Source organism: Methanoculleus sp. DTU007 (genome assembly GCF_001512385.1).
Taxonomy (GTDB): domain Archaea; phylum Halobacteriota; class Methanomicrobia; order Methanomicrobiales; family Methanoculleaceae; genus Methanoculleus; species Methanoculleus thermophilus.
In genome coordinates, this window is sequence record NZ_LFRO01000095.1 from 1 (window position 1) to 25,103 (window position 25,103).

Below are 25,103 nucleotides of genomic sequence, written 5' to 3' on the forward strand. Positions count from 1 at the left end.
GGGCATGGATTGATCGTATCCTCGTATCAATCTCGGTCATGTTCGATGGCACCCGGGAGGCGAGAGGGGATCGAGCGCAAAAAAAGTATCGGACGATGTCGGGTCCGTCCGGGCGGCGTCAACATGGGCCATCTACCTATTGTTCCCAAGATACGAGTTCAATTTCCAGATCTCGCGGGATACTGGGACAGATCCATACGAGCACGATGAGGCCTCATTTTTCAGGTAGATTCAGTTAATGCCAGGCAGTCTGGAGGGTTTTGAAATGAGTTCGACGGTACCTGCAGAGATGATCCTAGAGCGGTGTGGTGCTCCGGGAGTCCCAACTAATCACATTATGGAGACATCCTCCCGCATCTGCGCCCGACTTCCATGACGGAGATACTTCATCTTCACGGGCATTCAAAGCCAGCATAAAGGAACTGCCAGATTAAACGGGTTCTGATTGCCATATGTGATCTACCCCGTACCTATTGACCGAGATCATCTCGCTTTGCCCCATTCTTCAACCCCGCAAGATAAATAAAGAGAAAACATTATCGGTGTTGTCCGGCAAAGTGCCTTCAATGGTTTATTCGATTGAGTTGCTATCCGGGGGCAACGCACACCAATGGCAGGAATACAATACCCACTCCAATGAGGGGACTCTGTTCCATGATTTAAGATGGAAAGAGATTCTTGAGAAAGAATTTGATTTAAAGACGAAGTACTACCTTGTCCGGGATGGTCGGGAGGTTGTCGGAATATGTCCATTTATCAGTCAATCAGTGGGCTTTTATCAAGGCCTAAAGAACATACCCTACTCTGAATATACTAACGTTATTCTGAACGATTCTTTTGACGCCGGTCAGATCGATCATCTCCTGTCGCTCTTCGCAACAGAGTGCTCATTCCTTTGCATAGATACGTACAATCCTGATATCCTCAATAACATAACATACAGCAATTTCCCTGGCGAAAACTCAGGCAACATGGTGTTAAACCTGAAGCAAAAGCCTCCAGAGAAGATATGGGACACTCTCTCAAAGAAAACAGCAAAAAGCATCCGGAGATTTGACAAAGAGGGATTTGAGATTCATGAGTTGTCCAGGCGATCTGACATTAAACAATTTTATCGATATTATGCGAAGAATGTAGCACATATAAAAGGAGAAATCCTGCCATTAACCTTTTTTGAGAGAATCTGGGATGTTTTTTCGCCGAATGAACTGAGAGTCACGATTTTAGTAAAAGATGCTCTTTGCGCCGGCGGAGCGCTGGCACTTCTGGACCCAATCAGAAAAACGGTTTATTATGAGTACCTTGCTCTTAACCGTGATCTTCCGCATTATACCCCAGATCATTATCTGAGCTGGGATCTGATCAAATGGGCATGGGATAACGACTACGAGAAAGTCTCTTTCGGAAGACAGAGGCTGGATCCGGATAATCCTCGTTTCCAAATCAAAGCAAAATTTGGGGCGGAACACATCCCAATCCATTCAAGGTTAGTCATATTTTCAAAAGCAATGTCAACATTATACCGACTGAGAAGAACGCTTTTAAGGTCGTCCTGAAACTTCAGTCCAATAGTGAGAGAGCCCGGATGGCAGGCGGCAAAATGATTGAAGCTGGTGGAGAAAAATGGAGTGCAGGCATCTCTGGGCCCGCGGAGGAGCCCCCTCCGAAGAAGGAGCCAACGTACGGGTATTTATTGTGATTTTTCTGAATAATCCTTTCGAGCCGACTTTCCGAGAGGTATCGATCCCATCATCGTAATATACTTAACTACTCCCTCCAGTCGATGTATTTCATGGGAATCGTTCCCTGTAGCATCTCCATAAGTTCCCTGCGGATCAGTGTATCCGTGAAGAAGAGCAGAAGATAGTAAACAACCGTGGTTATTCCTGCAACCCCAAACAGGATCAGAAGCGGAAGCCCCATGTATACCGCGAACATGAGGGGAAGAGAGACAATGACGCTGAGTAAAAGGTGCCGGAACAGGCTAAAGGCGCTATCTCGATATCCAGCGCCGGACGCCCTTATGAGGTATACAGCCTTCGACCCCCATATGAGCATGCCGCAGAGAGAGAAGAGGGTAAGTGTAAAGAATGGGTCACCGAAAGTACCACCAACGTAGAAGATGAGTGCCCATGTGCAGAGAGTCACGATCTCGAAAGAGAGATATCCCTTCTGCCTTTCAAGAACTCCAAACAGAGACGAGATGGGTGTGAATATAAAGACAGCAAAGAACCAGGGGGCGAGGATCTGTGCATAGGTCCCGGCGGTGAGCCAGTTCATACCGAAGACGAAAGTAAAGAGATCTTCAGCAAGAATGACAAAGACAACGAAAGGAAAGACACCAATGGCGATGAGCCGGGTGTGGACCTCCCGGATGACAGCCTTAACGCTCCCAGTACGATTCTTTTCCTCGCTCGCTTTCTGGTAGAATACCTGAGCGATTGCCGTTCCTACCATTCCCATTGGCAGCCTTACCGCCATTGTGGCAAGAGCATAGTACCCAAGAATAGCGGGGCTGAAGAAGTAAGCGAGCATGAAGGTAGGGAGTTCCAAGGATATGCTGTTTGCAACGCCCCCTGCAGAACCGTAGATTGCGAAATCTTTGTAGCGTATAGCCAGTTCTCTCATTCGTTTCAGAGTAACAGTCTTTAAGAGTGCTACATCATCCTTTAACTCCCTAAGCATGAAGAGAACAGCGAGTCCCGTGCCTCCCACATTACCCAGAATTAGTCCAAGGGGAGAGGCTGCGACCAACCCGCCACCGATTTGTATGAGCTTTGTTGATGCAGTATTCAGAACTATACCCCTGGAAAGGGCACCGAATTTCACCCTCCGGGAGAGCCATTCCCTCAGGAGCTCGAAGAAACTGCTGAGAACGACGAAAAACGGCAGCCATATGAAATAACCGACGATCGCCGGAGCCCCGAAAAAGTCTCCGAACCAATCCCCAAATCCGATAAATATAACGCCAACTACAGCAGATGTGCCCAGTATCCAGAGTGTACATAGCGCGAAGATATTTATGGAGTCTTCATCGTGCTTCGGCAGCATGATGGTTGAATCGTAGGAGAGCGATGAGATGCCCACGATCAACGCTGCGATAGATATGAAGAGTTGGTTGACTCCAAAGAACTCTGGGGAGTAGATCCGCGTAATTACTGGGATAAGAATGATACCGGCTATTTGGGCGAGCGTAGTGCCTGTCGTAAGTTTGAAGACGTTGCCGAGGAAGCTCACCATGGAACTGTCCATTCCTTAGCCTGATAATATACGTTTCGCTTGACCTCAGAGAATCCAGATAGAGCACTGTCGAGACTGTACGCTGGTTTATTCCACTCAGATAACAGCGAAGTGCAGATGTAGAGAGCAAACCGGCACCAGCACATCCAAAATACCGGCGGCAGCGGATACGACGATCCAGCAAAATTACAGCGCTGAATCGCCGCTACACCGGTATCATCTTGAATTATTGGAGAAAAGCGTATACCAAGCGTTCTTCCTCAACTCTTGCTCCGATCCAGGTATGAGATCCGAAAAGATACAGAGGAGATACCTCCTCCCGGGCCAACCTCAGAGTGGCGAGATGCGATGGTTCAGAGTACCAGAGTTGGAGAACTGGGGGTGAGATACCCAATGGGAAACTGTTTCACCCTCGATACCAGAAATATGGTTCGGATCTTAGGGAGTATGCACTCCGATTAGAATATCGAAGGGGAGATCCTTTTGGGGCGACCATCCCGGTTTAAAACGAGTACCCCCGGGCGGATTCGAACCGCCGTCGCCGGATCCAAAGTCCTGCATGATTGACCACTACACCACGGGGGTGCGAAGAGGAAACTACCGATACCTGCCGTACCAGCTCTTATGTACTACGCGTCTCGGGGTTATATCGGTTTGGTAGAGGACACGCGTAGGAGGTCAGGGAGCGGGGTGGGGTGCCGCCGCTCACGCCCGCTCGAAGTCGTCCTCAAACCGGACGATATCGTCTTCGCCCGTATACTCGCCGATCTGAACCTCAATCAGTTCGAGCGGCAGGAGGCCGGGGTTCGCGAGCCGGTGAACGGTCCCCGCCGGAACGAACGTGGATTCGCCGTTCCGGAGGAGGGAGGTCACACCCCCGATCGTCACCTCGGCGCAGCCGGTGACGACCACCCAGTGCTCGGACCGGTGGTGGTGCATCTGCAGAGAGAGGCGCCGCTTCGGGGGGACGGTGACGCGCTTGATCTTGTACGACCGCCCCTCCTCGAGGTTCGTATACGATCCCCAGGGCCGGTGGACCTGTGTGTGGAAGAGGGCACGGGAGTCTCCCTTCTCCCGGAGGGCCTTTGCAATCTCACCCACCCGCTGAGCCTCGTCACGGTTCGCGATGAGGATTGCATCCTTCGTCTCAACGATGGCGAGATCGTGGACCCCAACAGTGGCGACCAGGCGGTCGGAGAGGATCAGGTTATCAGAGGAGTCGATTCCAATATGCTCGCCTCTGACGGCGTTACCACTCTCGTTCTTAGGCAGGGCGGCATAAAGCGCGTCGAAGTTCCCGACGTCGTTCCAATCGCATTCAAGCGGGACGACAGCCGCCCGCCGTGTCTTTTCCATGATCCCATAGTCGATGGAGAGGGCAGGGGCCACCCCGTATGCCTCATCGACCGGGCGCTCGAAGGCCCGGGCCACCTCCGGCGCGCATCGCTCGCACTCGGCGAGGAAGAGGTCGGCATCGAAGCAGAACATCCCCGAGTTCCAGAGGTAGCCGTTGGCAACATACTTCTCTGCGGTCGCGAGATCGGGCTTTTCTACGAACGCATCCACGAGTAGACCGTCCGCGAGAGGTTCACCCGGGCGGATGTAACCGTAGCCGGTATGGGGCGAGGTGGGCCGCACTCCAAAGACCACCAGGTAATCCTTTGCAAGTTGTCCTGCCCGACGGAAGGCCTCTTGAAACTTCTCGTCCGCAGTGACCAGGTGATCCGAGGGGAGAACCGCGATCGTGTCCGGCCCGTCCTCCCGGGTGACCTCATGGACGCCGTAGTAGATTGCCGGCAGGGTGTTCTTGCCCACCGGCTCCACAAGGACCTGGCAGTCGCACCCGATGGCAGCGAGTTGGTCCCGGACCAGGAACCGGTGATCCGTATTGGTGACAATCGCGATCTCCTGCGGAGAGGAGAAGAGGAGCGATCTCTTCACAGTCTTCTGAAAGAGGGATTCGTCGTCAATAAGCGGGATGAACTGTTTGGGGTAGTGTTCCCTTGAGAGCGGGAAGAGACGGGTGCCGCTCCCGCCTGCAAGTATGAGCGTCTTCATGGGATCGACTCCGTGCCGGGGGGGCACTCAACTATACTATGTGATATGTGATAAGGGAGATAAAAGCGTAAGGTCCCAACCCGAGTTTGAGTAAACCCGGGCCGAGTTCGATGGGGGCAGGGATTGGGTCCGGGCTGCGGGTGATACTGAAACAGAGCCGCTGAGAGACAACCCGCCAAACAGTGCTCTCATATCGCATGATATGGTGTATCGACCCGGGAGACAAAGGAATGCCTGCAGTTACCCCCACAGGACCGGCTGTGCCAAGAAGATGAGCAGACACCCGCTCATGCCCGGGTCATCGTCAAGTTTCCGGGATAGAGCGCCCGGGCCTGTGGATCAAGATCCTCTGCAATTGCAAGAGCCTCTTCAGCCTCCCGGTAGTTCCCAAGCCGGCCGAGCACCATACCGTAGGTAACCCAGGCAAAGATGCACGACTGGTCGATCGCGAGCGCCTGCCTGCATGCAAGCACCGCTTCCCGGGGGCGACCGAGCCGGGCGAGGATCACAGCCCGGTTGTTCCAGGCGTAGACATCCTCGTTGTCGCATAGGAGCGCCGCATTGAATGCAGCGAGCGCTTCTTCGTATCGGCCCTCCCGTTCAAGCGCCACACCCCAGTTGTTTAAGGCTGTAGAGTCGTTTGGATTCTCCGCTGTTACGTTGCTGTACGCCCGTAACGCGTTACTGTCATCTCCGGCAGGCGGAGCCTCTGGTGAAATCAATCGGGGCATACATTCGCACCTCGCACCCCATACTGGGGGGAGACAATATATAGGTTCCTACCGCAGAACGCACGGAAAATAGAGCGGGCAGGGATCTCTCGGGCAGGACGCCAGACACGGCCCCAAACCCGGGAAGAGCTATCGATACCTGCCACTGTCCCTAAACCAGATCACCGTCTCCCGGAGCCCCTCTTTGAGGGCGTAACGAGGGGAATAGCCAAAGGCAACTCTAGCCCGGGATATATCGGCAAGAGAATCGCGCACATCCCCCAACCGTGGAGGTTCGTATATAGGCGGCGTGTGCACTCCCATGATCTCTCCAAGGTTCCGGGCAAGTTCGTTAAGGTTGATCCGGCGCCCCCCGGCGATATTGAAGACACCGGTGGCACCGCTCTCCATCGCGAGAATGTTTGCCCGGACCACATCTAAAACATAGACAAAGTCCCGGGTCTGCTCCCCGTCACCGTAGATGATCGGCGGTTTTCCATCGAGCAGGCGGGTGATGAACTTCGGGATCACTGCTGCATATTCCGAGTTTGGGTCCTGACGGGGCCCAAAGACATTGAAGTAGCGGAGGAACGTCGTCCGGATGCCGTAGAGGTCCGAGAAAACCTTCCCGTAGTACTCACCCGCGAGTTTCGAGACCGCATAGGGCGAGAGGGGGGTCGGCCTCATCTCTTCATGTTTGGGGAAGACCGGGTCATCGCCGTAGATCGCAGATGTGGAGGCTGCCACGACGGCCGGAACGCCGCACTCCTTCGCGGCCCAGAGGACGTTCACGGTTCCTCCGATATTTACTGCGTTCGTCTCAAGGGGGTCTTTTACGGAGCGGGGGACTGAGGCAATGGCCGCCTGGTGGAAGATGCCGTCCGCCCCGCCACAGGCATCGATAAGGAGAGCAAGGTCAGTGACGCTCCCTTCGATGAACGTCACCCTCGGGTGATCGATGATATGCTTGATATTCTCGCTCCGTCCGGTGGAGAGGTCATCGACAATCACAACCTCATGCCCGTCCCGCACCAGCTGTTCTGCAAGGTTGGAACCGATGAACCCTGCCCCACCTGTGACAATGTAACGCATATTGATACGATAGGCATCCCAGCAATTTGAGCGTTGCCAAAAGGGAGAGGCAGGAACCCAAAACAAAAGAAGGGAGCGCGGTTTCAGAGGTTTTGCGGCATGAGGTCACGTACCAGCGACCCGGCTCCACGCTCCAGCCAGGACCCAACACCACACCCAATCCATATAGCATCATATGGTTTATCGCCATTCCTGATCAGACCGATCCAGCATACCATCTTTCCCGTTTGAGAGCGGGAAATACTGCTGGTAGACGCGTTTGCGCTCCTCAATATCAGTGTGGAGATAAATCTCGGTCGTCTTGATGGAGGAGTGCCCCAGGTTCTCCTGCACGACACGGAGGTTCTTCGACCGCCGGTAGAGTTCACTCGCGTAGGAATGCCGGATTTTGTGAGGAGTAATCCCCGGAGGAGCGTATTTCCTGAAGAGATGCTGGACCGTCCTAGGAGAGAGGTGGTTGCCCTGCTGACCCACGAAGAGCGGCCCTTCAATCTTGTTGCCGATGAATTGATCAATCAGATCAAGCGTCTCAGCATCGATGAACACCATCCGGATTTTATCGCCTTTTCCTTTCACCCGGATTGTCTGCTCTTCAAAATCGATATCCTCGATGTTAATTGAGCAGAGCTCCGAAACACGAACGCCGGTAGCGTAGATCAAGCGAACAATCAACCGGTCCCGCTCATCAGGAATCGACTTGATAAGACGAATCACCTGGCTGTGTTTGAGGTATTTCAGTTCCTGATTCTTGATCCGGGGCCGTTCCACCCCGAGCATAGGGTTTGCAACAACGACCCCCTGAGCGTAAAGGAAGCGGTAGAACGAAGAAAGAGTCGATATCATGCGGTGAAAGGTCTTGGGCTTATAGTCACGCCCTTCTGAGAGACTGGAGAAGAAATCGGTGATCAGCGCCGCAGAGACGTTGACATCCGCATCAAGAGGTGCAGTATTGAGCGACTCTTCATCGAAATTGACCAGGTCCGGGGACGAGTGCTGCCGGAGCCAGGCGTACCGGGCAAAGCGCTGGATGGTCTGCTCGTACTTTCTGATGGTCCGGGGCGAGTAATTACGCATCCGAAGATAGTTGCTGAAGCGATCCAGCCATTCAGAGAAAAGCGCACTCTCCATTGTAGAATAGATGGAATAACGGAGCATATCAAAATTGCGGTAAATCACTATTCCCCGCAATCACATTTTCCCGGGACAAACCAAGCGGCCCCGGCAACAAGTATCGGTCGCGACCACCCCGGACCCCCACATGAGGAGGAAACCCCACCCCGTTGCGAGGCCAGAACGCCAGAAGGTGGCGTGAAGCCAGTCAGAGACCGGGGACGCAAAGCACCGCCCACATATAGCCGCGAAACCCATAGAGAGAACCCATTCCATAAGAGAATGGAGAACAAAAAAAAGTATTTCTGATGGATACAGGAGGTATCTGTGTTAGGAGGTATGGGGGCTGCTATCCCGGTGGATTGGGATACAGACCCTGATGAATACATTCTTCCCCCAGCATATGAAGCCCCCACCGTGCGGGGAGAAAGTGAACGCCGGAACACCTCAAGCAACAGGGAGCCCCCGGACCGGTATATAAATTATCGTTACAAACGCGATTTTACGCCCGATCGTCGTTTCAGATGATCCATTACATCTCGAGGTCCGCGATCGGGAGCCACAACCTCAATACGGCGATCGAAAAAACTCATCGAGCCCCCGAGATCGCCCCGCAATCACAACCACCAACACCCAGGGCGATCAGGGACCTTAAGGCATCCCAAATACCGCCCACGTTGCTACCCCATTACAAGCAGATAGCGCCGCCCGAACCGGACAGACGTGGAGAACCAAAGACGGCCCGACAGTTAACACCCACAAGCACAAGAATACGGCACCCGGAACCCCCTGCTGGCCTTCGGGACATCGCATACAAATGAGCGGAGCGTCCAATTAACGCCGAGTGACACGTATCCGCCTATCGTGAGTTCCGCTTGCCGACCATAAGCCCCTTTCACCCCGAGGAGGTACGCACCCACAAGCACTTACGGCCCAGGCCAATTTATCCAGCCATTTGGAACTTGCAGATGCCCCAAGAAGAGATCACCTGCAAACCCATCCAGAACAACGCCCCAAAAGATGGCACCAAGCACCCCAGAGAAAACCCACACAGGGCCGACAATCCCCAAGCCGCGTATAGGGGATCAATCGCCCGAGAAGGGCCGTAATTGATCCTTGCTGCAGTGTAAGGAGCCTAAACTGCTCCCCCATTCACGAGATCGAAGGGGCACCTATAAACCGCATAATGCTATACATATCAGAGGGACATGGGCGGTCATGTAGCCAGTGGGAGATATCTCCCACCAGATCCTGCAGAACACTTCGAGGCCCTCAACTTAGCATGACCCGATATTCTCATTCACTCGACCAACACCATTGAAATACCTAAACAGACAAGAGGATATGAAAAATGGAAGACTCTACCGATTTTAAAGACCTAAATAAATACCAGAAATTCAAGAAAGTGGACGGCGCCACCTATCAGCGAGTCAACCAGTTCTTACGCAAACATACCCACATCACAGCCCGGGAATGGGCGATCGCACGGCTCTGTGCAGACTTCAAGACCACCAGCGGCTCAGAGATGACGTTCATCGGCGAGAACCTCCCGGATCTCTGTCCGTTTATGCTCGATAAATATACCCCTCAGGCAGTCAACCAAGCAAGGAGTTCGTTTAAGAAGAAGGTGAAGAAGGCAGGTGCTACATTCTTCTATGGGGCCATGTGCGGTTTTTTCACTGCAGAAGAACTCGACGAGATCCTCTTTGAGGCAAGCGAAGTCGCCCGGTTCCTGCTCGAGGTCGAAGGGACGAGCCTGAATATCGATGACGAGATTGAGATCGAGGACAGGATCACCGAGGTGATGCGGGGCGTGGCCGAAGCCGCGGCGGTCATCCTGAAGTCCAGGCCTGGCCAAGAAGAAGAAGAAGGTGAGCAGATAGAGAAGGAGGACTCATGAAGATCATTCAGATCGTCGGTCGATCGAATGCTGGAAAGACCACATTCATAAAGAGCCTGATCCCGGCGCTCTCCGCGCACGGGGTCGTCGGGGTGGTCAAGCACCTGGGACACCACGGGTTTGCGCTCGAACCAGGGAAGGACACCACCGTCTATTATGACTCACACGCTGCTCTCTCCTGCGGTGTTGACGATGACAAATCCGTCCTCATCCGACGTGAGAACGATCTGGACTCCACGCTGGAAGTATTCTGCAATGCCGGGGTTGACTACGCCATACTTGAGGGGTTCAAGTCCCGGCAGTTTCCAAGGATCGTGATCGGCGACCTCGCCAGCGAGAATGTCGTGCTCCGCAACCCCACCGTCGATGAGGTAATAGCCGTACTCGAGAGGTTCGAGAACTACTATACCACCGAGGGACTGGTCAAAGAACTGAGACGTGAGCATGGGGTCTCGCATGCCGGGGTCATCCTCACGCTCAGTGAGATCGTCCGGGAGAGGATCGGCACCGAGCATATCGAGGACCTCGAGTTCGACGAGACCGTCGATGCCCTGATAGAGGATATCCGCCAGGAGATGGAGTCCACTCCCGGGATCATCGGCGCACGGGCCTATCACCGCAAAGGGCGGCTCTATGCAGGGGATGATATAGCATATATTGCTATACTTTCAGAGCGTAGAGCAGAAGCGTTTGCTGCCGCCAGCAACGCTATCGATCGACTGAAACGGGAACTGCACGACGTGGAGAAGTGAGATTGATGCGAAACGGAAAACGAATGTTTGGAACGAACGGGGTGCGGGGCGTGATCGGTGAGAGGATGACACCGGCCCTTGTCCTCAAGATCGGCGCCGCACTCGGATCGATGAGAAAAGGAACGATCGCAGTCGGCAGAGATACACGGACGTCCGGCGAGGCCCTGGTCCACGCCCTCAAGGCCGGGCTCCTCATGACCGGGTGCGATGTGGTGGATATGGGCATTCTACCCACCCCGGCCCTGCAGTATATCATAAAGACCAACGAGTTTGCCGGCGGCGCGATGATAACCGCATCCCACAACCCACCAGAGTACAACGGTGTCAAGATCATCGAGGCAGACGGTACCGAGATGTCCGATGATGAGATCATCCAGCTCGAGGACCGGTTCTTTAACAATCTGTTTGAGACAGCCACCTGGGACAGCGTGGGGAGAGAGACCGCAGCCCCCGAGAGGCTCAACGAGTACATCCAGGCCATTGTGGAACACTTCCCGGCAGGGATCGGGGAGGGGATAACCGTCGTCGTCGACCCGGGCTCCGGACCTGCGGCGTTAACCACACCGATAATTCTCTCAAGGATGGGCTGCCGGGTCCATACCATCAACGCCCAGCTCGATGGCACCTTCCCGGGCCGGCTGCCCGAACCGACCCCCGAAGGGCTCAAACCACTCTCTGAGATGGTTGTCGCCACGGGGGCCGACTTTGGCGTGGCGCACGACGGTGACGCCGACCGGGCGGTCTTTGTCGATAACAAAGGACGCTATATAGAAGAGAACTACGAGTTTGGCCTGATCGAGGACTACGTCTGCCGCAGGAATCCCGGCGGACTCATCGTCACCCCGGTCGCCACCTCCAGGCTTATCCAGGATATCGCGCAGAAACACGGGTGCAGTGTTGATTATACTCCCGTGGGAAGCATCTATGTCGCACGCAGGATGATCGAACTGATCGGTAAGGGAAAGAAAGTCTCCTTTGGGGGTGAGGGAAACGGCGGCCTGATCTATTCCGATCACCAGTTCTGCCGGGACGGAGGCATGACTGCCGCGATGATGGTCGCAGTTCTCGCGGATAACCGCGGCAAAAGGCTCTCGGATATTCTCGACGAACTTCCAGCATACCATCTGGTCAAAGAGAAGTATCACACAGAGGATCCTGCCACGCTGGTCCGCGCTATCGAAAAGGCATTTTCAGGGGAGACCATCGAGAAGATTGATGGCATTAAGATCATCAGAGACGGCGTCTGGGCACTGGTGCGGGCGTCAGGCACGGAACCGATGATCAGGATTATGATAGAATCAAAAGATCCAGACGTTGCAAAGAGCATGTATCAGGAGGTCATACAGGCCATCAAGAAGGCATAATCACTTCCTTATCGAGTCTTGTTAGATGAGTCCAACCTGCTATAAGCATTTCATTCAGGGTGCAGCAAGAGACTCTTATCATCTAACATATCCCCAGTATTTTGGAAGATCTCACTAATTCTCCATAAAAAATTTCTTGCTGGAGGGGGGCAACCTATATATCTGATGATGAATATGCATGATGCAGAAGCCATTGGGGAGCGTTGATTGAAATGAACGGAAAACTGCAGATAAAACAGAAGATTAGTTCGGCTATCTCTTCCGGTGATCTGCGTGAACTTGAAAAGGTAGTTTCAGATATCTCAGAGACCCAGACACGAAAGGAGAGGAAATCACTCTACGAGCAGATGAACGCAGCCCTGACTGAGGCTGCATTCGAAGGAAACCAGCCAGAATTCTTAAGTCAACTCGTCGAGCCGACCAAAGATGAAATATTTTCCCTGATCCGGCGTGCTACCACGCTTTACATCCAGAATAAGGATGAAGCATGGTTTAATGCAATCTTCACCCTGATCGACAAACTTGACCGTAAGAGCCATCAGTCCGACATCCTCGCCGAGATCTCCCGTGACTTTATACAGACAGCAGTCGATACTGGAGACATCCACTATATCGAGAAAGGGGGGGAAACATTTGACAATATCAGCATTCGTAAATACCGCTCTGCAATACTCTCCGATATAATCCCGCTCCTCATTCAGTACGGACAGAAATACCAGAATATCGAGATCATGCAGCACGCTCTCCAGTTATTCTCTGAGATCAACGATATATCTAAACAATCACAGCTCCACGCCGATATCGTCCGGGCGATCGCCGGTTTCGGCATCGAGTCCGGCAATATTGACCTTGTAATTCGGGGTCTTGCAAGCGCCACCGAGATCAACCAAAAGATCCGGAGGACCAATTCAATCGCAGATATTGTGGATGCCGCCTGGAAATCCTCACTTAAAAAAGAGATATCCGATATTGAGCGGATTATAGACTCACTCCCGGATATCACGGATGAGCGGCGCACAGAGGTCCTCGCGATCCTGACCGAACATCTCCTCGACCGCCAGCGGGACAAGAAGCAGATCTACACCAAACTGCTCAAGATCAACGACGAAAAGCCATGGGCAGGTCAGACCCTCGTCATCGAGCTCTTAAAGAAGGCAGAGCGGAGTGGTGAGCGCTGGTTCCTCGAGAAGGCGTTCGAGTTCAATGCCCGGGGCGGAGTGGAGACCCAACTTCCCATTGAAGAGATCGTGCTCTCCGGGATTGCGGTCGTCGAGAAGAGCGGGAACCCGACCATCCTCCTTGATATCATACCGCTCATCGATGAGTCCTGCGACCCAGCAAAGGCTGCCCATCTCTATCGGCAGATCACCGACGCACTCTCGCGGATGGGTGACTTCTATCATGCAATCGAGGTCATGAGGAAAGCCAGCACCAGGGTAGAGAGGATCAACGCCCAATTTTTCGATACCAGTGTCCGCCTGATCAAAGAGGGGATCCGACGTGATGAGATCGAACTCATTCGCGAGAATGTCCTCGCCACACTGGAGATCGATATCGCCGACTCGCTGGTACACCAGGCGGTGACCGACTTCTGCAAAGAGTATGACTTTGACGAGGTCGTCAGGCACATACCGGCTATAAAAGAACTTGTCAGGCCGCACCATGCGCAGGACAATCTGCTCTTTGAGTGCAACAACATCCTGCTCGAGCGTGGGTTCGTTCGCCAGAAGGATCCATCCGCCCTTGTGGATCTCGTAAGCCAGATTGAGGAACTGGCCCTGCGTGAACAGGCGATCTCGGCCATCGTCGTCGAGATGGCTCGGACCGGGGTCTCCCGGAAAGACCGGGATCTTCTCCGGCGCTCAACCGGGCTTACCTGCGAGATCATGGACCAGCGGGCCAGAGCAGAGGCGCTGGGCGGCATCGTGGACCAGGCAGCCATACTCGCGGTGGAGGACAGTGACCTCGACCTTCTCCACGGGATGCGGGTTCTTACCTCATCACTCCTGGAGCGGGACTACTGTCTCTTCACGATGGGCAAGGTTATCCACGGCCTGATCATGTATGGAATCGAGCAGCTCTCGCTCCGGGCGCTCGATGAGGCAACCCAGATACTCTCACAGATCACCGATCCTTCCCTGCAGCGGCAGTTGATTGATCCGCTCATCGAGGGTTATGTCCGCGTTGGGAGCCTGCAGGCAGCAGACCAGCTCTCCCAGGGGAAAGCCAAGATCTTTGAGAATATGATGGAGCCGTTCGAAATTGCGCTCAATCTCCTCAAGACCAATACGCCGCGTGAAGAGATCTCGATCAAGATAGCAAGTTACGTCGACATTATGCTCGAGTATACGCAGATCTACAGGAATCCAATCTTTGCTGTCCCTATGACTCTCTTTTCCCTGGAGATAGAGGGAGAGTATGAGCGGACCGCCATGATCCAGCGTCTCCTCACGTTCTTCACCGATTACGTCAAAGAATTCGATTCGGCCGACCCCTACGAGGTGACTGCATATCTACTCGAGGGGATCGAAGGAGCTACTGCATCATCGCAGGTCCTAGAGTTGATGTACCGTCTCCTCGAGCACACCGGCGATGTCTATGCGCGATACTCCGGGATGTACCGGATTGTAAGCGCCTACTCGGCCCTCGATAATGCCGAGCGGGCTGAAAAGATCATCAAAAGACTGCATGAGACCATCGGCACCATCACCGAGCCGTCCATCAGTGCAATCATGCTCTCCGACCTTGCTGGGCTTATGGCCGGGATCGATCACGATGCGGCAAGAGGTTACCTCACCGAGGCACAGGGTATGCTCGAGTTGGTCGGACCGGAACAGGAGGCATTCATCAGGAAGAACCTGATTTATGCTGCAAGAAGCATCAACGCCATCAACCGGCAGGAGCAGGACATAGACTGGGCAATTGAGCTGGTCAGCGGGATCGAGGATCCGGTCGAGTATGTGGACGCCCTTGCTGCAGTCTTTGATATGGTCAGCGAACCAACACAGCGAAAAGAGATCCTCTCGGCCATGTGCCACACCGTGGTGAGCATCCCTTCCCCGTATATCCGGCTCTCGATGCTCTACGATGTGGCGCAGTTCGCTGAAACCTACGGAGATGAAGAAGAGATCGACGAACTGCTGGACGGCATGGAGAAAACTGCGGGATACGTACAGATACCATTCATCGTCTCCATGACCCGCCAACGAATGGCCCAGATGCTCTTCTCGTTCTACCGGAAGAGCGGAAAACCAATCATTCAACAACGGGCTGTCGATATCGTCTCCGCAATTGACGACGACAGGATCCGATACAACCTGATGGTTCAGCTCGAACAGGAGATGCCCCAATCGTGGAAGAACACGGTTTATGGCAGGATCCTGGATTGTCGAGACAAGATCCGGAACGGCAATTACACCACGAAGGATATGGTCGCGCTTGATCGGGCAATACGCGCGGTACCGGATCGAGCAAAACGAGCGACATACTACACGGAACTCTACCTCATCGCCAGGAGCGCAATGCAGCATGAGGTTGCAGATAGAATGCTGCTTTGCGCGCTTGAAGAGGCACGGATTATCAGACCGCTCTCACGACGCGCCTTTGTCCTCGGGGATATGGCATGCCGGCTTTATGCAGAGCGCTACGAGGACCGATCCAGGGAGCTCCTCGATATGGCTGTGGGCGAGGCGCTCAATATTCGCGACTCGACAATCCGCGACGAGGTCTACGACGAACTTGATATGTCGATGAGGATCATCCAGGAGCACTGGCTGTGAAGACGATCGAGATCCGGATATCGGGACGAGTCCAGGGCGTTGGGTTTCGTGCGTGCATCAAGAAGATTGCGACCAATCTCGGCGTCGGCGGGGAGGTGATGAACCTCCCTGACGGGACGGTATTGATCACTGCGACCGGCGAACCCGTCATCCTCGACAAGTTCGTCTCCATGCTGTATGGGTGCCCCCGGGTCGTCATCAGAGACCTCTCGCAGCAGGAGATCTCCCCTGCAGCCCCATACCCGGGGTTCATTATTCAGCGGGGCGGTTACCAGTACAGTACATGAAACTCCGCGTTCGTAAGAAGCGCATCCAGCAGGATACGCACCTGCGCATCGATTCGAGATTGGTCGATAGACTCACGGAGCGCTGCAACCAGTCGGGATGAGAAGTTCGCATCAAGGTAACATCGTTTTTCACTGCGCTCGTAATCTTTATCCGTGATCTCGCTTCGGACAAATCGGAGGACGGTACGGTCCACCATCGTGGCTTTGAGCGGTTCCATGAGATCGTAGACGAGGCTTCCTGGACCCACATGGAGCATGCCATGATCGAGATTGAGATGGGCCCCGATCAGAGAGACAGAACAGTTGCCGTAAAGCATTGCATACCCCAGTGAAAACATGGCATTGACTGGGTCCTGGTATGGTCGGCCTGCCCTGCGCCGGAACCCGAGCTCCGGCGGAAGCGTGCGGGAGAGGATCTCATAGTACATATCGCTGGTCAGGCGGGAGAGCCTCCGCAGTTCATCCATGGTGACCGAGGCTGCAAGCTCCTCCCGGGCCTGGTAGAGGAAGTCGAGTTCGCCTGCATAGAAGATATCCTGCCCGGTGAGGCCGTAGAGTTCCTCAAGGAGGAGGAGCCGGGACTGGAGGCTGGCCGTTGCAAGAGACTGCGCAAACCGGTGGGGCGAAGCCTGCTCCTGAGCGCGGCGCACCCTCTCATCCGGCTGATAGCCGTAGGGGGAGAGGTGTCCTACGGGCGTGCCGTCGACATCAAAGAAGGTGATGACAGCGCCGGCTTTGAGAAGGTTCGTCACCGCTGAGGTGTGCAGGGTATGGCCGCCGACGACCAGGAGGTGCTTCACCTCCTGGATGGGATACCGCTGGGTCTTATTCCCGTATGCAATGACCAGTTCGTGTGTCGTCGCTTTGATGTGCCCTCCGTTGCCGAGGACGGGGAGCCAGGGTACCGCCGCCGTCATCCGATCACTCTAGAAATGAGTGTTGGGCAGTTTCTGGTGATTAATGCATCGATATGCCGGATCTGGCGAGATCTTACCGGGGCTTGAGTTGAAGGGGTTTGACCGAATCGAATAAATGTAATATAGTTAACTTAAGTAAGTTAATTAACTGTAACGTTTTTACATCTCAACTCCCGGTTTAAAGTGTTATTTCCTCAGGCAGGGGTCTGGGAAAAGACATGAACAAAAACGGGTTGATCTCATGAAACGAACCGGGAAATCAGTGCAGTACATTTTATTTGTACTGGTGATATGTTCGCTGCTGGTTCTGCCGGCAGCCGGGGAGGCGTTCCCACCCGGGAACGTGGCTCCCGGGGAGAGCACTGTGAATGATACGGTGACTCCTGAGGTGACGGCGATGGAGACGCCTCAGGCAACACCGACGGAAGAGTCTGTTGATCCACCGGTGGAAGAGCCAACAGGAACACCAACGGAAGAGCCTGTTGACGCACCGACGGAGTCCCTGAGTGCGGCACCAACGCTATTTTCGACAACGGGAACTGAACCCGAAGTCCTCTTTGACCGAAGTCCTCTTTGACGGAACTGTGACGCTTCCAAGGGGGGCATTTGTCCTGACGGCATACAACTCCGGGAAGAGTTATGCGGTCATGAACCCAACCCCGCTCGGCGTTTTGCATGCGATTGCGGAGTCTGAAGGCTGGGTCTACAACGTGACCGACAAAAAATACGCCGAAATGAGAATCTTCCTTCTCGACGGTATCGAGAGTTATCAGAAAGGCAGCGAGGAGTGGTTCTGTTACGTCAATGGTGTTCTCAATGACGGAATCGCAGACAACACAAGCGCCTTAAACGTCGTGGAATTGAGTGACGGCGACGTAGTCACCTTCTACTACGGCAGCGGTTCGAACCCCGATACTGCAACCGCCATCATCAACGCAACCGTCGAGATCGACGAGGACGACTGGACGCTCGCGCTCATCGGTGTCCGAAACGTTGTCCTGCCCAGGAGCGACTATGAGGAGACGATCTCAAGCATGTCGTCCCATAGGGCAACCGGCCCCGATCACAAGAGCAACACCTGGGAAGGGATGCCGCTTCGCTACATCATCGGTGCGATCGACGACTGGAATTACGGAATGTCCTCCGCTGCGTTCAACAGTGCACTTACAGCAGCAGGGTATGACATCACCCTGATCAGTATCGATGGACGTGAAACGACCTTCAACAGTTCGATCGGGATCGACAACAACAATTTCATCCTTGGCTACAAGGTCAACGGCGCTGTGCTGGACCCAAGCGATGCTCAATGGCCGCTGCGGCTGGTCGGATCGGGTGTCAACAGTGACCTCAGCGCAAAAGGCGTCGTGGCGATCCGGATCGGTGTAGAGGCAGGGTCAACCCCGCCGCCCCCAAATGGTGGGACAACCGAGATACGCGTTGTGAAGTATGCCTCCGACGGCGTGACCATTGTGAACGAGACGACGATCACCTACCAGGAGATGATGGAGCGGTTCCCAATCATCGGCGGTGACGACGGCGTCCGGCTCCGGTTCCAGGGCCCGACATTCGACCCGAACGATCTCTGGAACCCCGATGAAGACAAAAACCCCGGCAAGGTCGATAATGTTGTAAGGGGGACCGCAATCAGGTACCTCTGTGACCTCGTTGGCGGGGTTCCAGAGGGTGGTGAGGTCTGCCTCATAGCATCCGACGGCTACGAGGTAAAGATGAACTACACCAACCTCTACGAGCCGCTCGACCGGCAGGGCGAGCCTATCGTCGCCTGGTGGGCTAACGGCAAGTACGTGCCGGAATACAAAGAGGGTATGCGCCTCTTCTTCAACTCCCCTGATGGTGTCTTTGGCGCCGACGACATGCGGGCATGCCTCGCCGAGCCATACTGGCACTACTACGATCACGCCGGTGTCCACTACCCCTCAGCGGCCGGATGCTCCAACCAGAAGGTCGCAACCATCGAGATCCATGAGGCACCACGGGAGGACTGGAACCTCATCCTGACGGGCGCCATCAACGTGACCATCACCCGATCCTACTTTGAACAGGGCAAAGCCTGCGCCATGGCCGGACACGGCGCGACATGGATCGACGGCGACGACGTCTGGTCCGGAATGCCGCTCTGGCTCCTCTGCGGCTATGTCGACGACGCGAACAGCCATGACTACGGGACAGAAGCTTCAATGAGACCCTCGCAGACGCAGGCTACAACGTGACCGTCATCGATTACGGTCCGGATGGCATCAAAGGCACCGATGACGACTTCTCCGCCACCTTCCACAGTTCGTTCGTCAAACGGAACAACAACATCATCGTAGCGGACGAGCTCAACGGCGCTCCGCTGCCCAAAGACGGCGATAAACCGCCCTGGCCCTTGAAACTCGTCGGTTCCGCCCTGACCTCCAACAAGCAGAAGGTCGGAAGCATCGACGAGATCGTCCTGGAGGGTGTGCCGATTATTGCAGAGCCGCCTACGGCCGACGCGGTGATCTCGCTTGAACCGGGCTGGAACTTCGTCTCGACACCCAAGCGGCTCGCCGACGGTAGTAACACGTTCGCGATCTTCTTTGACACTGTCGATACCGCGGGCAACTCGATCCTGATCTATGACGCCCTGGAGCAGAAGTGGGACGACGTAGCCTCGACCGACGTATTCCGGCCGCTCGATGGCGTCTGGGTCTACTCAAATGAGGCCTGCACCGTCCCCCTGATCTTCGCTTCCGGGGAGCCGGGTCTCCCGCCGACAAAGGCCCTCAGCAAAGGCTGGAATGCGATCGGTTTCACGGATACCGTCCCCGAGTCAGCGGCAAACACCCTGCTCTCCCTCGGGGACCACTGGACGACCCTGATCGGCTACGATGCGAAGGTCCAGCAATACGGGGTATCGATCATCCGCGGTGCCGACGGCCGGCACGGCGATGAGCGCATGATGCAGCCCATGCAGGGCTACTGGATCTACATGACCGAAGCAGATACGCTCGCGGGCATCAGTGCCTGAGGGGGATCTAGGGTGAAAATACGAGACGGCATCGCGTTGATTCTCCTCCTCGGCCTCGTGGCCGGTGCGGCTGCGGCGGCCGGGGGCACCCCCCCCGTCCTGCCTCATGCGTTTTACGGAGACGTGACGATCGGCGGATCTCCCGCACCGGCCGGCACCGTGATCACCGCAAAAATCGGCGGAACCGAATGCGGCTCGATCCAAACGACGGATGCCGGAAAGTACGGTAGTCCCGACGAAAGCCTCGGAAACCGTCTGATCGTCACGGGAACCGCGGATCAGGAGGGGGCGATTATAACGTTCTACGTCAACGGCGTTGCCGCACAGGAGACAGCGACCTTCAGATCCGGAGCGGTGACCGCCCTCGATCTGAGCGCAGTCGCCATCACGCCCACGCCGACCCCCACTTCCAGCACTGGCGGCGGAGGAGGGGGCGGAGGGGGTAGCGGTCCCGGCAGCGGAGGGTCCTCCTCCAAAAACCCCGGGTCGGAGGTAACCTACGACCCGAACGCTCCTCTCGCTCCGGAAGTATTCACCGAGAGCGCGTCCCTCACAACGTCATCGACCGGGGTGGTGCTTGAGTCAGTGATGGTCAGGACCGACGACAAAGTCGGCGCCGTAACGATACAGGAGGGCACCATCGCCCGTGACAGCGCAGGCAACCCACTTACCGAAGTGACCTGCACGAAGGTCGCCCCCGCGGAAGTTCCCCCGGCGCCGCCGGGAACAACCATCGCTGTCGCGCTCAGGTGCGGACCTGCTGGCGCCACCTTTGACCCGCCGGTACTCCTCACCTACACACTCTCCGCCGAGGAGTGGGCGCGGATCGAGGAAGGTGTCACGCCGAAAGTGATGTGGTACAACCCGGAGAGCGGCGAGTGGCAGGAGATTGCCGCCACGGTGAACCCCGCCACGCGGACGATCACCGCAGAGGTCTCACACTTCAGCATCTATGCCCTGGTGTGGACCGCTCCGGAGACGGTGGCAGCAGGAGCTGAGGGCACCGTAACTCCAGGCGGGGAACCTGCCGGGGAACCCGGCCCGGCACTCCCGACCTGGGCGCTGGTCGTCATCATCGTGCTGGTCATCGCACTTGCAGCGTCCCTCCTCATGAGGAGAAAGTAACCCCACTTTTTTCGCGACAAGAAGGAGCAACGCATGGTAATTACGCACCGGCGGGGTACGGCCCCGCACACAATCCTCTTTGCGCTCTGCATCCTCCTCGCACTGGTAGCCCCGGTAACTGCAGCCACTACCGAACTTCACGTCGTCAGGTATGCAGCCGATGGCGTTACTGTTCTCGGGGAGAAGACAGTCGATTACCGCTGGCTTGAGGCGAACCTCCCGGTCCAGGGCGACGGCGAGACCCATTACTACCACCAGGGGCCTGTCTTTGTGGGGGATCCCTGGAATCCTGAAGAGGATACCAATGTCGAAGAGAAGGATATGGGCGCGGTGAAGGGAACCAATCTCGCCGACATCTGCGATCTCGTAGGCGGGATGAAGGAAGGTGAGATAGTCAGAGTCAAGGCGATAGACGGGATGTCAAGAGAGTTCCCATACCGGAACGTCTACGAGCCGGAGTCCCGGCAGGGGCCGATGGTCATCACCTGGTATAAGGCCGATGAGGGTTACGTCCCCGATTACTACACCGGCATGCGTCTTGTCTTCTTCGCGGATACATCGACCAATCCCTACGGGATCCATGCATTCGGTGTCACGGATATGCGCGAATGTTTCGATCCAGAGTACTGGTATTTCTACAACGGGAAGTATCCAACAACCACAGGCCTCTCCGTACAGTCTGTGAGTGAAGTCATTATCTACAGCGAAGAAGAGGCCACCGGGAGTATCCGCGTAAACTCAACTCCCACCGGGGCCGTCGTCTATATCGACGACGAAGAGACCGGTTATACGACTCCCTGCACCCTCTCCGGTATCGAGGTCGGGACACATTCTGTCAGGGTCGAGAAAGAGGGATATATCCAACCGGACGAGGTTTGGATCAACGTCGTTGCAAACACGGTCGTGGAAGCCGCGTTCAACCTCACCCCGGAGACGGGAAGCATTGCCGTCTCCACGATCCCGACCAACGCGAGCATCCTCCTCGATGGCAACGTTACAGGACTCTTTACTGACGCGGTCCTGGAAGAAGTCCCTGTCGGTGAGCATATGGTCGAGCTCGTGCTGCCAGGATATCGAAACGCCACCCAGAAAGTCGTCGTCGAGAAGGATGAGTGTACCACCATCGACCTGGTTCTCTTCTCTGAAAACACCACCCCGACCGAAGTCACCCCTGGAACAGGGAGTATATTCATCTCATCGGTCCCAACGAACGCAAGCATCCTCATTGATGGTAAGGAGACGGGAACCCGAACCAACGCAACCCTGGATGCGGTTCCTGCCGGAGAGCATACGATCGAGCTCGTGATGCCGGGTTACAGAAATGTCACCAGAACCGTCATTGTGAAGTCAGGGGAATCCAGCACCCTCGAGATGATCCTCTCCCCTGTAGACGGTAAAACAGGAGCGAACGCCTCCGCAGGCCGGGATGGAACCTCAACCACACACCCCACACAGAATCCCCTGGAGGCATTCATCGCCGCAGTTCTCAACCTCCTGGCCACGGTGTTCCCGTTCTTCGAGGCAGAGGAAGACCTGCCGACCACGCAGGGGCCGGAGAGCACTCCCACCCCGGACGAATACATCGCAACCTCCTCGCCGACAGGCACCCCTGCACCTCCTAAACCGACACCAGGTGACGTCCTGAACACGAAAAACCACTCAGGTGGGCTCTACATCGAATCGTATCCCCCGGGTATGACGATCGTCATAGACAACAAAAGACAGGTCTGGCAGACGCCACATGTCGTCTACGGCCTCCGTGAAGGCCTGCACAGCATCGGGGTTGAAGAGACTGAACCCGGCCGGAGCGGCAAAGATTCCGACTTCCACTTCGAGACCGTTCAGGCCTGGGTTTATCCGGACGCGATCACGCCTGTCCGCCTTGACGGCGTAGCCATCATCACCAAAAAGACAGTCAAGATAGATTCAGAGGATTATCGCGGTGCAAAGTTCACAGTGAACGGACGCTACCCTCCAGGCACCATCCCGGGGGAGGCCGTGGTCGATGGACCGAAGTCCTGGATCACCGTGTCCCAGAATGGCACCTACCTCTCGTACAGGATTCCCAACTCCCTTGAGAGCGGTCAGACGTTCATAGTAAAACCCTGGAGCGGCAGCACCGTCCCGCTCAGGATCGACTCAAGCCCCAGAGGCGCCGCAGTCTTCATCGATGGGTTCCCCACAGGGGAGGTTACCCCGTGCAGAGTGGAAGGCCTCTCCCCCGGCCAGCACCGCATCCTTGTGTCAAAACCAGGGTATATTCCCGCTGAAGATACAATCACGATCCCGGAGGGAGCCGAGACCGGAGGGGCTGTCACATGCACGCTCAGAGAGTACACCAATGGGAATCTCCACGTCGAGAGCACGGTCCGGGATGGGCGGATCTACCTCTACGGCCGATACACCGGAGAAAAGACGCCCCATACCTTCACGGGGATGAGCATCGGAACCTATGAAGTCCGGGTCGTCACTGAGAACGCCTCAAAGACCGTCATGGATGTATTGGTGACACCAGGGGAGACAGCCCGGTGCATGGTGGTCCTGAAGGAGGGTAATCCATGAGCCGGTGGCGGAGTGTCCGTCTGGTAGTGGTAACGGTCATGCTGCTCGCACTCATCCTCCCGGTGGCATCTGCCGCCATCATCTGGGGGCCGTATGTCACAAACACCATGGATAAATCAGCGGTGGTCAGCTGGAAGACGACCTCTGCCGATGAGGGGTGGGTGGAGTACGTAGCCGAGGGTGGCGGGACTTACCAGCGCATAGCCTCTCCAGAGAAGGAGAGCATGCACCATGTGCTTCTCACCAATCTTACCCCGGCGACCACCTACCGCTACCGTGTCGGCATCGGGAACGAAACAACAGAGGACTGCAGGTTTCGGACATTCGGGGATCAATCGTTCGTCTGCATCGTATACGGTGACACCCGGGCTCAAAAACCCTTCTTCACTCAGGCCGAGCGGCACGGTCTGGTGGCGGAGAGGATAGCCGCAGAGGAGGATGTCCTTTTCGTCATTCATACCGGTGATTTCGTCTGCGAGGAGGACGAGTGGGATGAGTTCTTCGCAGCCGCGGGGCCGATGCTTGGGAACACAACCCTGGTCCCGGTGGCGGGCAACCACGAAGGATCGGCAGAGGTCTTCACCGCCATCTTCTCTCTCCCGACATACTACTCCTTCGATGCCGGCAGCCTCCATGTGACAGTCCTTGACAGCAACGACTGGGCATGGACGGATATGGGCTCGCAGACCGCATGGCTCAGGAGAGACCTTGCATCCTCCTCACCCTGGAAGTTCGCAGCGTTCCACCACCCACCGTTCACCGCTGACCGGAAATCACCCGGAGGAAACCTGGCGATCCGGGACGAATGGTGCGACATCCTCTCTGAAAACGGCGTGAACGCCGTATATAACGCACACACCCATGCTTACGAGCGTTACCGGATTGAAGGGACGGAATACATCGTTATTGGGTGCGGCGGTGCACCGTTCTACCCGCTCGCCGATGATAAACCAAAAGGGTACCAGATGAGCCGTGAAGAGACCCTCGGATATATCCGGGTCACCGTGAATCCGGAATCGGTTATTATGGAGATGGTGCCGGTTGCGGAGTTCGCAGAGAACGGCGAGGTGACGATGTACCCAAGAGAAACCGTCATCGACACCGTCCGCCTTTCGGCACCTGCATCCGACGAGTGGTGGGAGGTGCTGATATCCCTCCCTGGTTTATCCGAATTCTCAGAATTATGGAGATGAT

Annotated in this window: 18 protein-coding genes and 1 tRNA gene; 12 read left to right on the forward strand and 7 right to left on the reverse strand. The window is 55.6% G+C overall.

All coding sequences use genetic code 11. The features are described from left to right. Nucleotides 1-566 precede the first annotated feature (566 nt). Nucleotides 567-1,556 carry a GNAT family N-acetyltransferase gene (locus ACI94_RS09630; RefSeq protein WP_066954914.1) on the forward strand — a complete coding sequence of 330 codons (990 nt, stop codon included), beginning with the start codon at nt 567-569 and terminating at the stop codon, nt 1,554-1,556. Between the two features lie 211 nt (nt 1,557-1,767). On the opposite strand, the gene ACI94_RS09635 is transcribed toward ACI94_RS09630, so the two are convergent. The 6 genes from ACI94_RS09635 to xerA form a co-directional block, all read right to left on the reverse strand. Next, entirely contained in the window at nt 1,768-3,240 is a 1,473-nt protein-coding gene (locus ACI94_RS09635) for a lipopolysaccharide biosynthesis protein (protein WP_161937562.1), read from the reverse strand. Between the two features lie 512 nt (nt 3,241-3,752). Further along, nucleotides 3,753-3,825 (reverse strand) — tRNA-Gln (locus ACI94_RS09640). Nucleotides 3,826-3,945: 120 nt separating this feature from the next. Further along, complete coding sequence (locus ACI94_RS09645) at nt 3,946-5,298, reverse strand: mannose-1-phosphate guanylyltransferase/mannose-6-phosphate isomerase (protein ID WP_066954909.1); 1,353 nt, start codon at nt 5,296-5,298, stop codon at nt 3,946-3,948. Between the two features lie 287 nt (nt 5,299-5,585). Then, on the reverse strand, nt 5,586-6,029 hold the full coding sequence (locus ACI94_RS09650) for a tetratricopeptide repeat protein (protein WP_066954907.1): 444 nt from the start codon (nt 6,027-6,029) through the stop codon (nt 5,586-5,588). A 129-nt stretch (nt 6,030-6,158) separates the two neighbouring features. Then, nucleotides 6,159-7,100 (reverse strand): SDR family oxidoreductase, encoded by a 942-nt coding sequence (locus ACI94_RS09655; RefSeq protein ID WP_066954903.1) that lies wholly within the window; start codon nt 7,098-7,100, stop codon nt 6,159-6,161. Nucleotides 7,101-7,280: 180 nt separating this feature from the next. Further along, the gene (gene xerA, locus ACI94_RS09660) at nt 7,281-8,228 is read right to left on the reverse strand and encodes a site-specific tyrosine recombinase/integron integrase (protein ID WP_066954900.1); all 948 of its coding nucleotides are present in this window, start codon (nt 8,226-8,228) and stop codon (nt 7,281-7,283) included. A 1,333-nt stretch (nt 8,229-9,561) separates the two neighbouring features. On the opposite strand from xerA, the gene ACI94_RS09665 reads away from it, so the two are divergent. From ACI94_RS09665 to ACI94_RS09685, 5 genes are all read left to right on the forward strand, one after another. Further along, nucleotides 9,562-10,110, forward strand: coding sequence for a DUF5806 family protein (locus tag ACI94_RS09665; RefSeq protein WP_066954897.1), 549 nt, complete (start codon nt 9,562-9,564; stop codon nt 10,108-10,110). Continuing rightward, complete coding sequence (gene mobB / locus ACI94_RS09670) at nt 10,107-10,862, forward strand: molybdopterin-guanine dinucleotide biosynthesis protein B (protein ID WP_066954894.1); 756 nt, start codon at nt 10,107-10,109, stop codon at nt 10,860-10,862. Before ACI94_RS09665 ends, mobB begins: the two co-directional genes overlap by 4 nt. Before the next feature lie 5 nt (nt 10,863-10,867). Next, nucleotides 10,868-12,226, forward strand: a complete 1,359-nt coding sequence (glmM, locus tag ACI94_RS09675; protein ID WP_066954891.1) for a phosphoglucosamine mutase — start codon at nt 10,868-10,870, stop codon at nt 12,224-12,226. A 212-nt stretch (nt 12,227-12,438) separates the two neighbouring features. After that, entirely contained in the window at nt 12,439-16,005 is a 3,567-nt protein-coding gene (locus ACI94_RS09680) for a hypothetical protein (RefSeq protein WP_286681372.1), read from the forward strand. Then, nucleotides 16,002-16,292: an acylphosphatase gene (locus ACI94_RS09685; RefSeq protein ID WP_066954885.1), complete on the forward strand. Its 291-nt coding sequence runs from the start codon at nt 16,002-16,004 to the stop codon at nt 16,290-16,292. The genes ACI94_RS09680 and ACI94_RS09685 overlap by 4 nt, the downstream gene beginning before the upstream one ends. Here ACI94_RS09685 and cas1 read toward each other — a convergent pair. Beyond that, nucleotides 16,274-17,209, reverse strand: coding sequence for a CRISPR-associated endonuclease Cas1 (gene cas1 / locus ACI94_RS09690; protein WP_066954882.1), 936 nt, complete (start codon nt 17,207-17,209; stop codon nt 16,274-16,276). The two genes, ACI94_RS09685 and cas1, sit on opposite strands and share 19 nt — an antisense overlap. Nucleotides 17,210-17,495: 286 nt before the next feature. Here cas1 and ACI94_RS09695 point away from each other — a divergent pair, with 286 nt between their 5' ends. The 6 genes from ACI94_RS09695 to ACI94_RS09720 are packed head-to-tail and all read left to right on the forward strand — an operon-like array spanning nt 17,496 to nt 25,102. Next, on the forward strand, nt 17,496-17,786 hold the full coding sequence (locus tag ACI94_RS09695) for a hypothetical protein (RefSeq protein ID WP_286681373.1): 291 nt from the start codon (nt 17,496-17,498) through the stop codon (nt 17,784-17,786). Further along, a complete protein-coding gene (locus ACI94_RS09700) occupies nt 17,767-19,440 on the forward strand; it encodes a hypothetical protein (protein WP_286681374.1) in 1,674 nt (557 codons plus the stop codon). The genes ACI94_RS09695 and ACI94_RS09700 overlap by 20 nt, the downstream gene beginning before the upstream one ends. Continuing rightward, on the forward strand, nt 19,437-20,222 hold the full coding sequence (locus tag ACI94_RS09705; RefSeq protein ID WP_286681375.1) for a hypothetical protein: 786 nt from the start codon (nt 19,437-19,439) through the stop codon (nt 20,220-20,222). Before ACI94_RS09700 ends, ACI94_RS09705 begins: the two co-directional genes overlap by 4 nt. Before the next feature lie 12 nt (nt 20,223-20,234). Next, nucleotides 20,235-21,347: a hypothetical protein gene (locus tag ACI94_RS09710; protein WP_150468692.1), complete on the forward strand. Its 1,113-nt coding sequence runs from the start codon at nt 20,235-20,237 to the stop codon at nt 21,345-21,347. A gap of 33 nt (nt 21,348-21,380) precedes the next feature. Next, complete coding sequence (locus ACI94_RS09715; protein WP_066954873.1) at nt 21,381-23,909, forward strand: PEGA domain-containing protein; 2,529 nt, start codon at nt 21,381-21,383, stop codon at nt 23,907-23,909. Further along, the gene (locus ACI94_RS09720; protein ID WP_083524724.1) at nt 23,906-25,102 is read left to right on the forward strand and encodes a metallophosphoesterase family protein; all 1,197 of its coding nucleotides are present in this window, start codon (nt 23,906-23,908) and stop codon (nt 25,100-25,102) included. The genes ACI94_RS09715 and ACI94_RS09720 overlap by 4 nt, the downstream gene beginning before the upstream one ends. Nucleotide 25,103: the final 1 nt, after the last annotated feature.

What these genes read in the sequence shown, in the direction of transcription:
- cas1 (WP_066954882.1), bottom strand. Translation starts at nt 17,209, where the DNA reads ATGACGGCGGCGGTACCCTGGCTCCCCGTCCTCGGCAACGGAGGGCAC.
- ACI94_RS09645 (WP_066954909.1), bottom strand. Translation starts at nt 5,298, where the DNA reads ATGAAGACGCTCATACTTGCAGGCGGGAGCGGCACCCGTCTCTTCCCG.
- ACI94_RS09635 (WP_161937562.1), bottom strand. Translation starts at nt 3,240, where the DNA reads ATGGTGAGCTTCCTCGGCAACGTCTTCAAACTTACGACAGGCACTACG.
- mobB (WP_066954894.1), top strand. Translation starts at nt 10,107, where the DNA reads ATGAAGATCATTCAGATCGTCGGTCGATCGAATGCTGGAAAGACCACA.
- ACI94_RS09715 (WP_066954873.1), top strand. Translation starts at nt 21,381, where the DNA reads ATGGTAATTACGCACCGGCGGGGTACGGCCCCGCACACAATCCTCTTT.
- ACI94_RS09665 (WP_066954897.1), top strand. Translation starts at nt 9,562, where the DNA reads ATGGAAGACTCTACCGATTTTAAAGACCTAAATAAATACCAGAAATTC.
- glmM (WP_066954891.1), top strand. Translation starts at nt 10,868, where the DNA reads ATGCGAAACGGAAAACGAATGTTTGGAACGAACGGGGTGCGGGGCGTG.
- ACI94_RS09650 (WP_066954907.1), bottom strand. Translation starts at nt 6,029, where the DNA reads ATGCCCCGATTGATTTCACCAGAGGCTCCGCCTGCCGGAGATGACAGT.
- ACI94_RS09720 (WP_083524724.1), top strand. Translation starts at nt 23,906, where the DNA reads ATGAGCCGGTGGCGGAGTGTCCGTCTGGTAGTGGTAACGGTCATGCTG.
- ACI94_RS09655 (WP_066954903.1), bottom strand. Translation starts at nt 7,100, where the DNA reads ATGCGTTACATTGTCACAGGTGGGGCAGGGTTCATCGGTTCCAACCTT.
- ACI94_RS09680 (WP_286681372.1), top strand. Translation starts at nt 12,439, where the DNA reads ATGAACGGAAAACTGCAGATAAAACAGAAGATTAGTTCGGCTATCTCT.
- ACI94_RS09630 (WP_066954914.1), top strand. Translation starts at nt 567, where the DNA reads ATGGTTTATTCGATTGAGTTGCTATCCGGGGGCAACGCACACCAATGG.
- xerA (WP_066954900.1), bottom strand. Translation starts at nt 8,228, where the DNA reads ATGGAGAGTGCGCTTTTCTCTGAATGGCTGGATCGCTTCAGCAACTAT.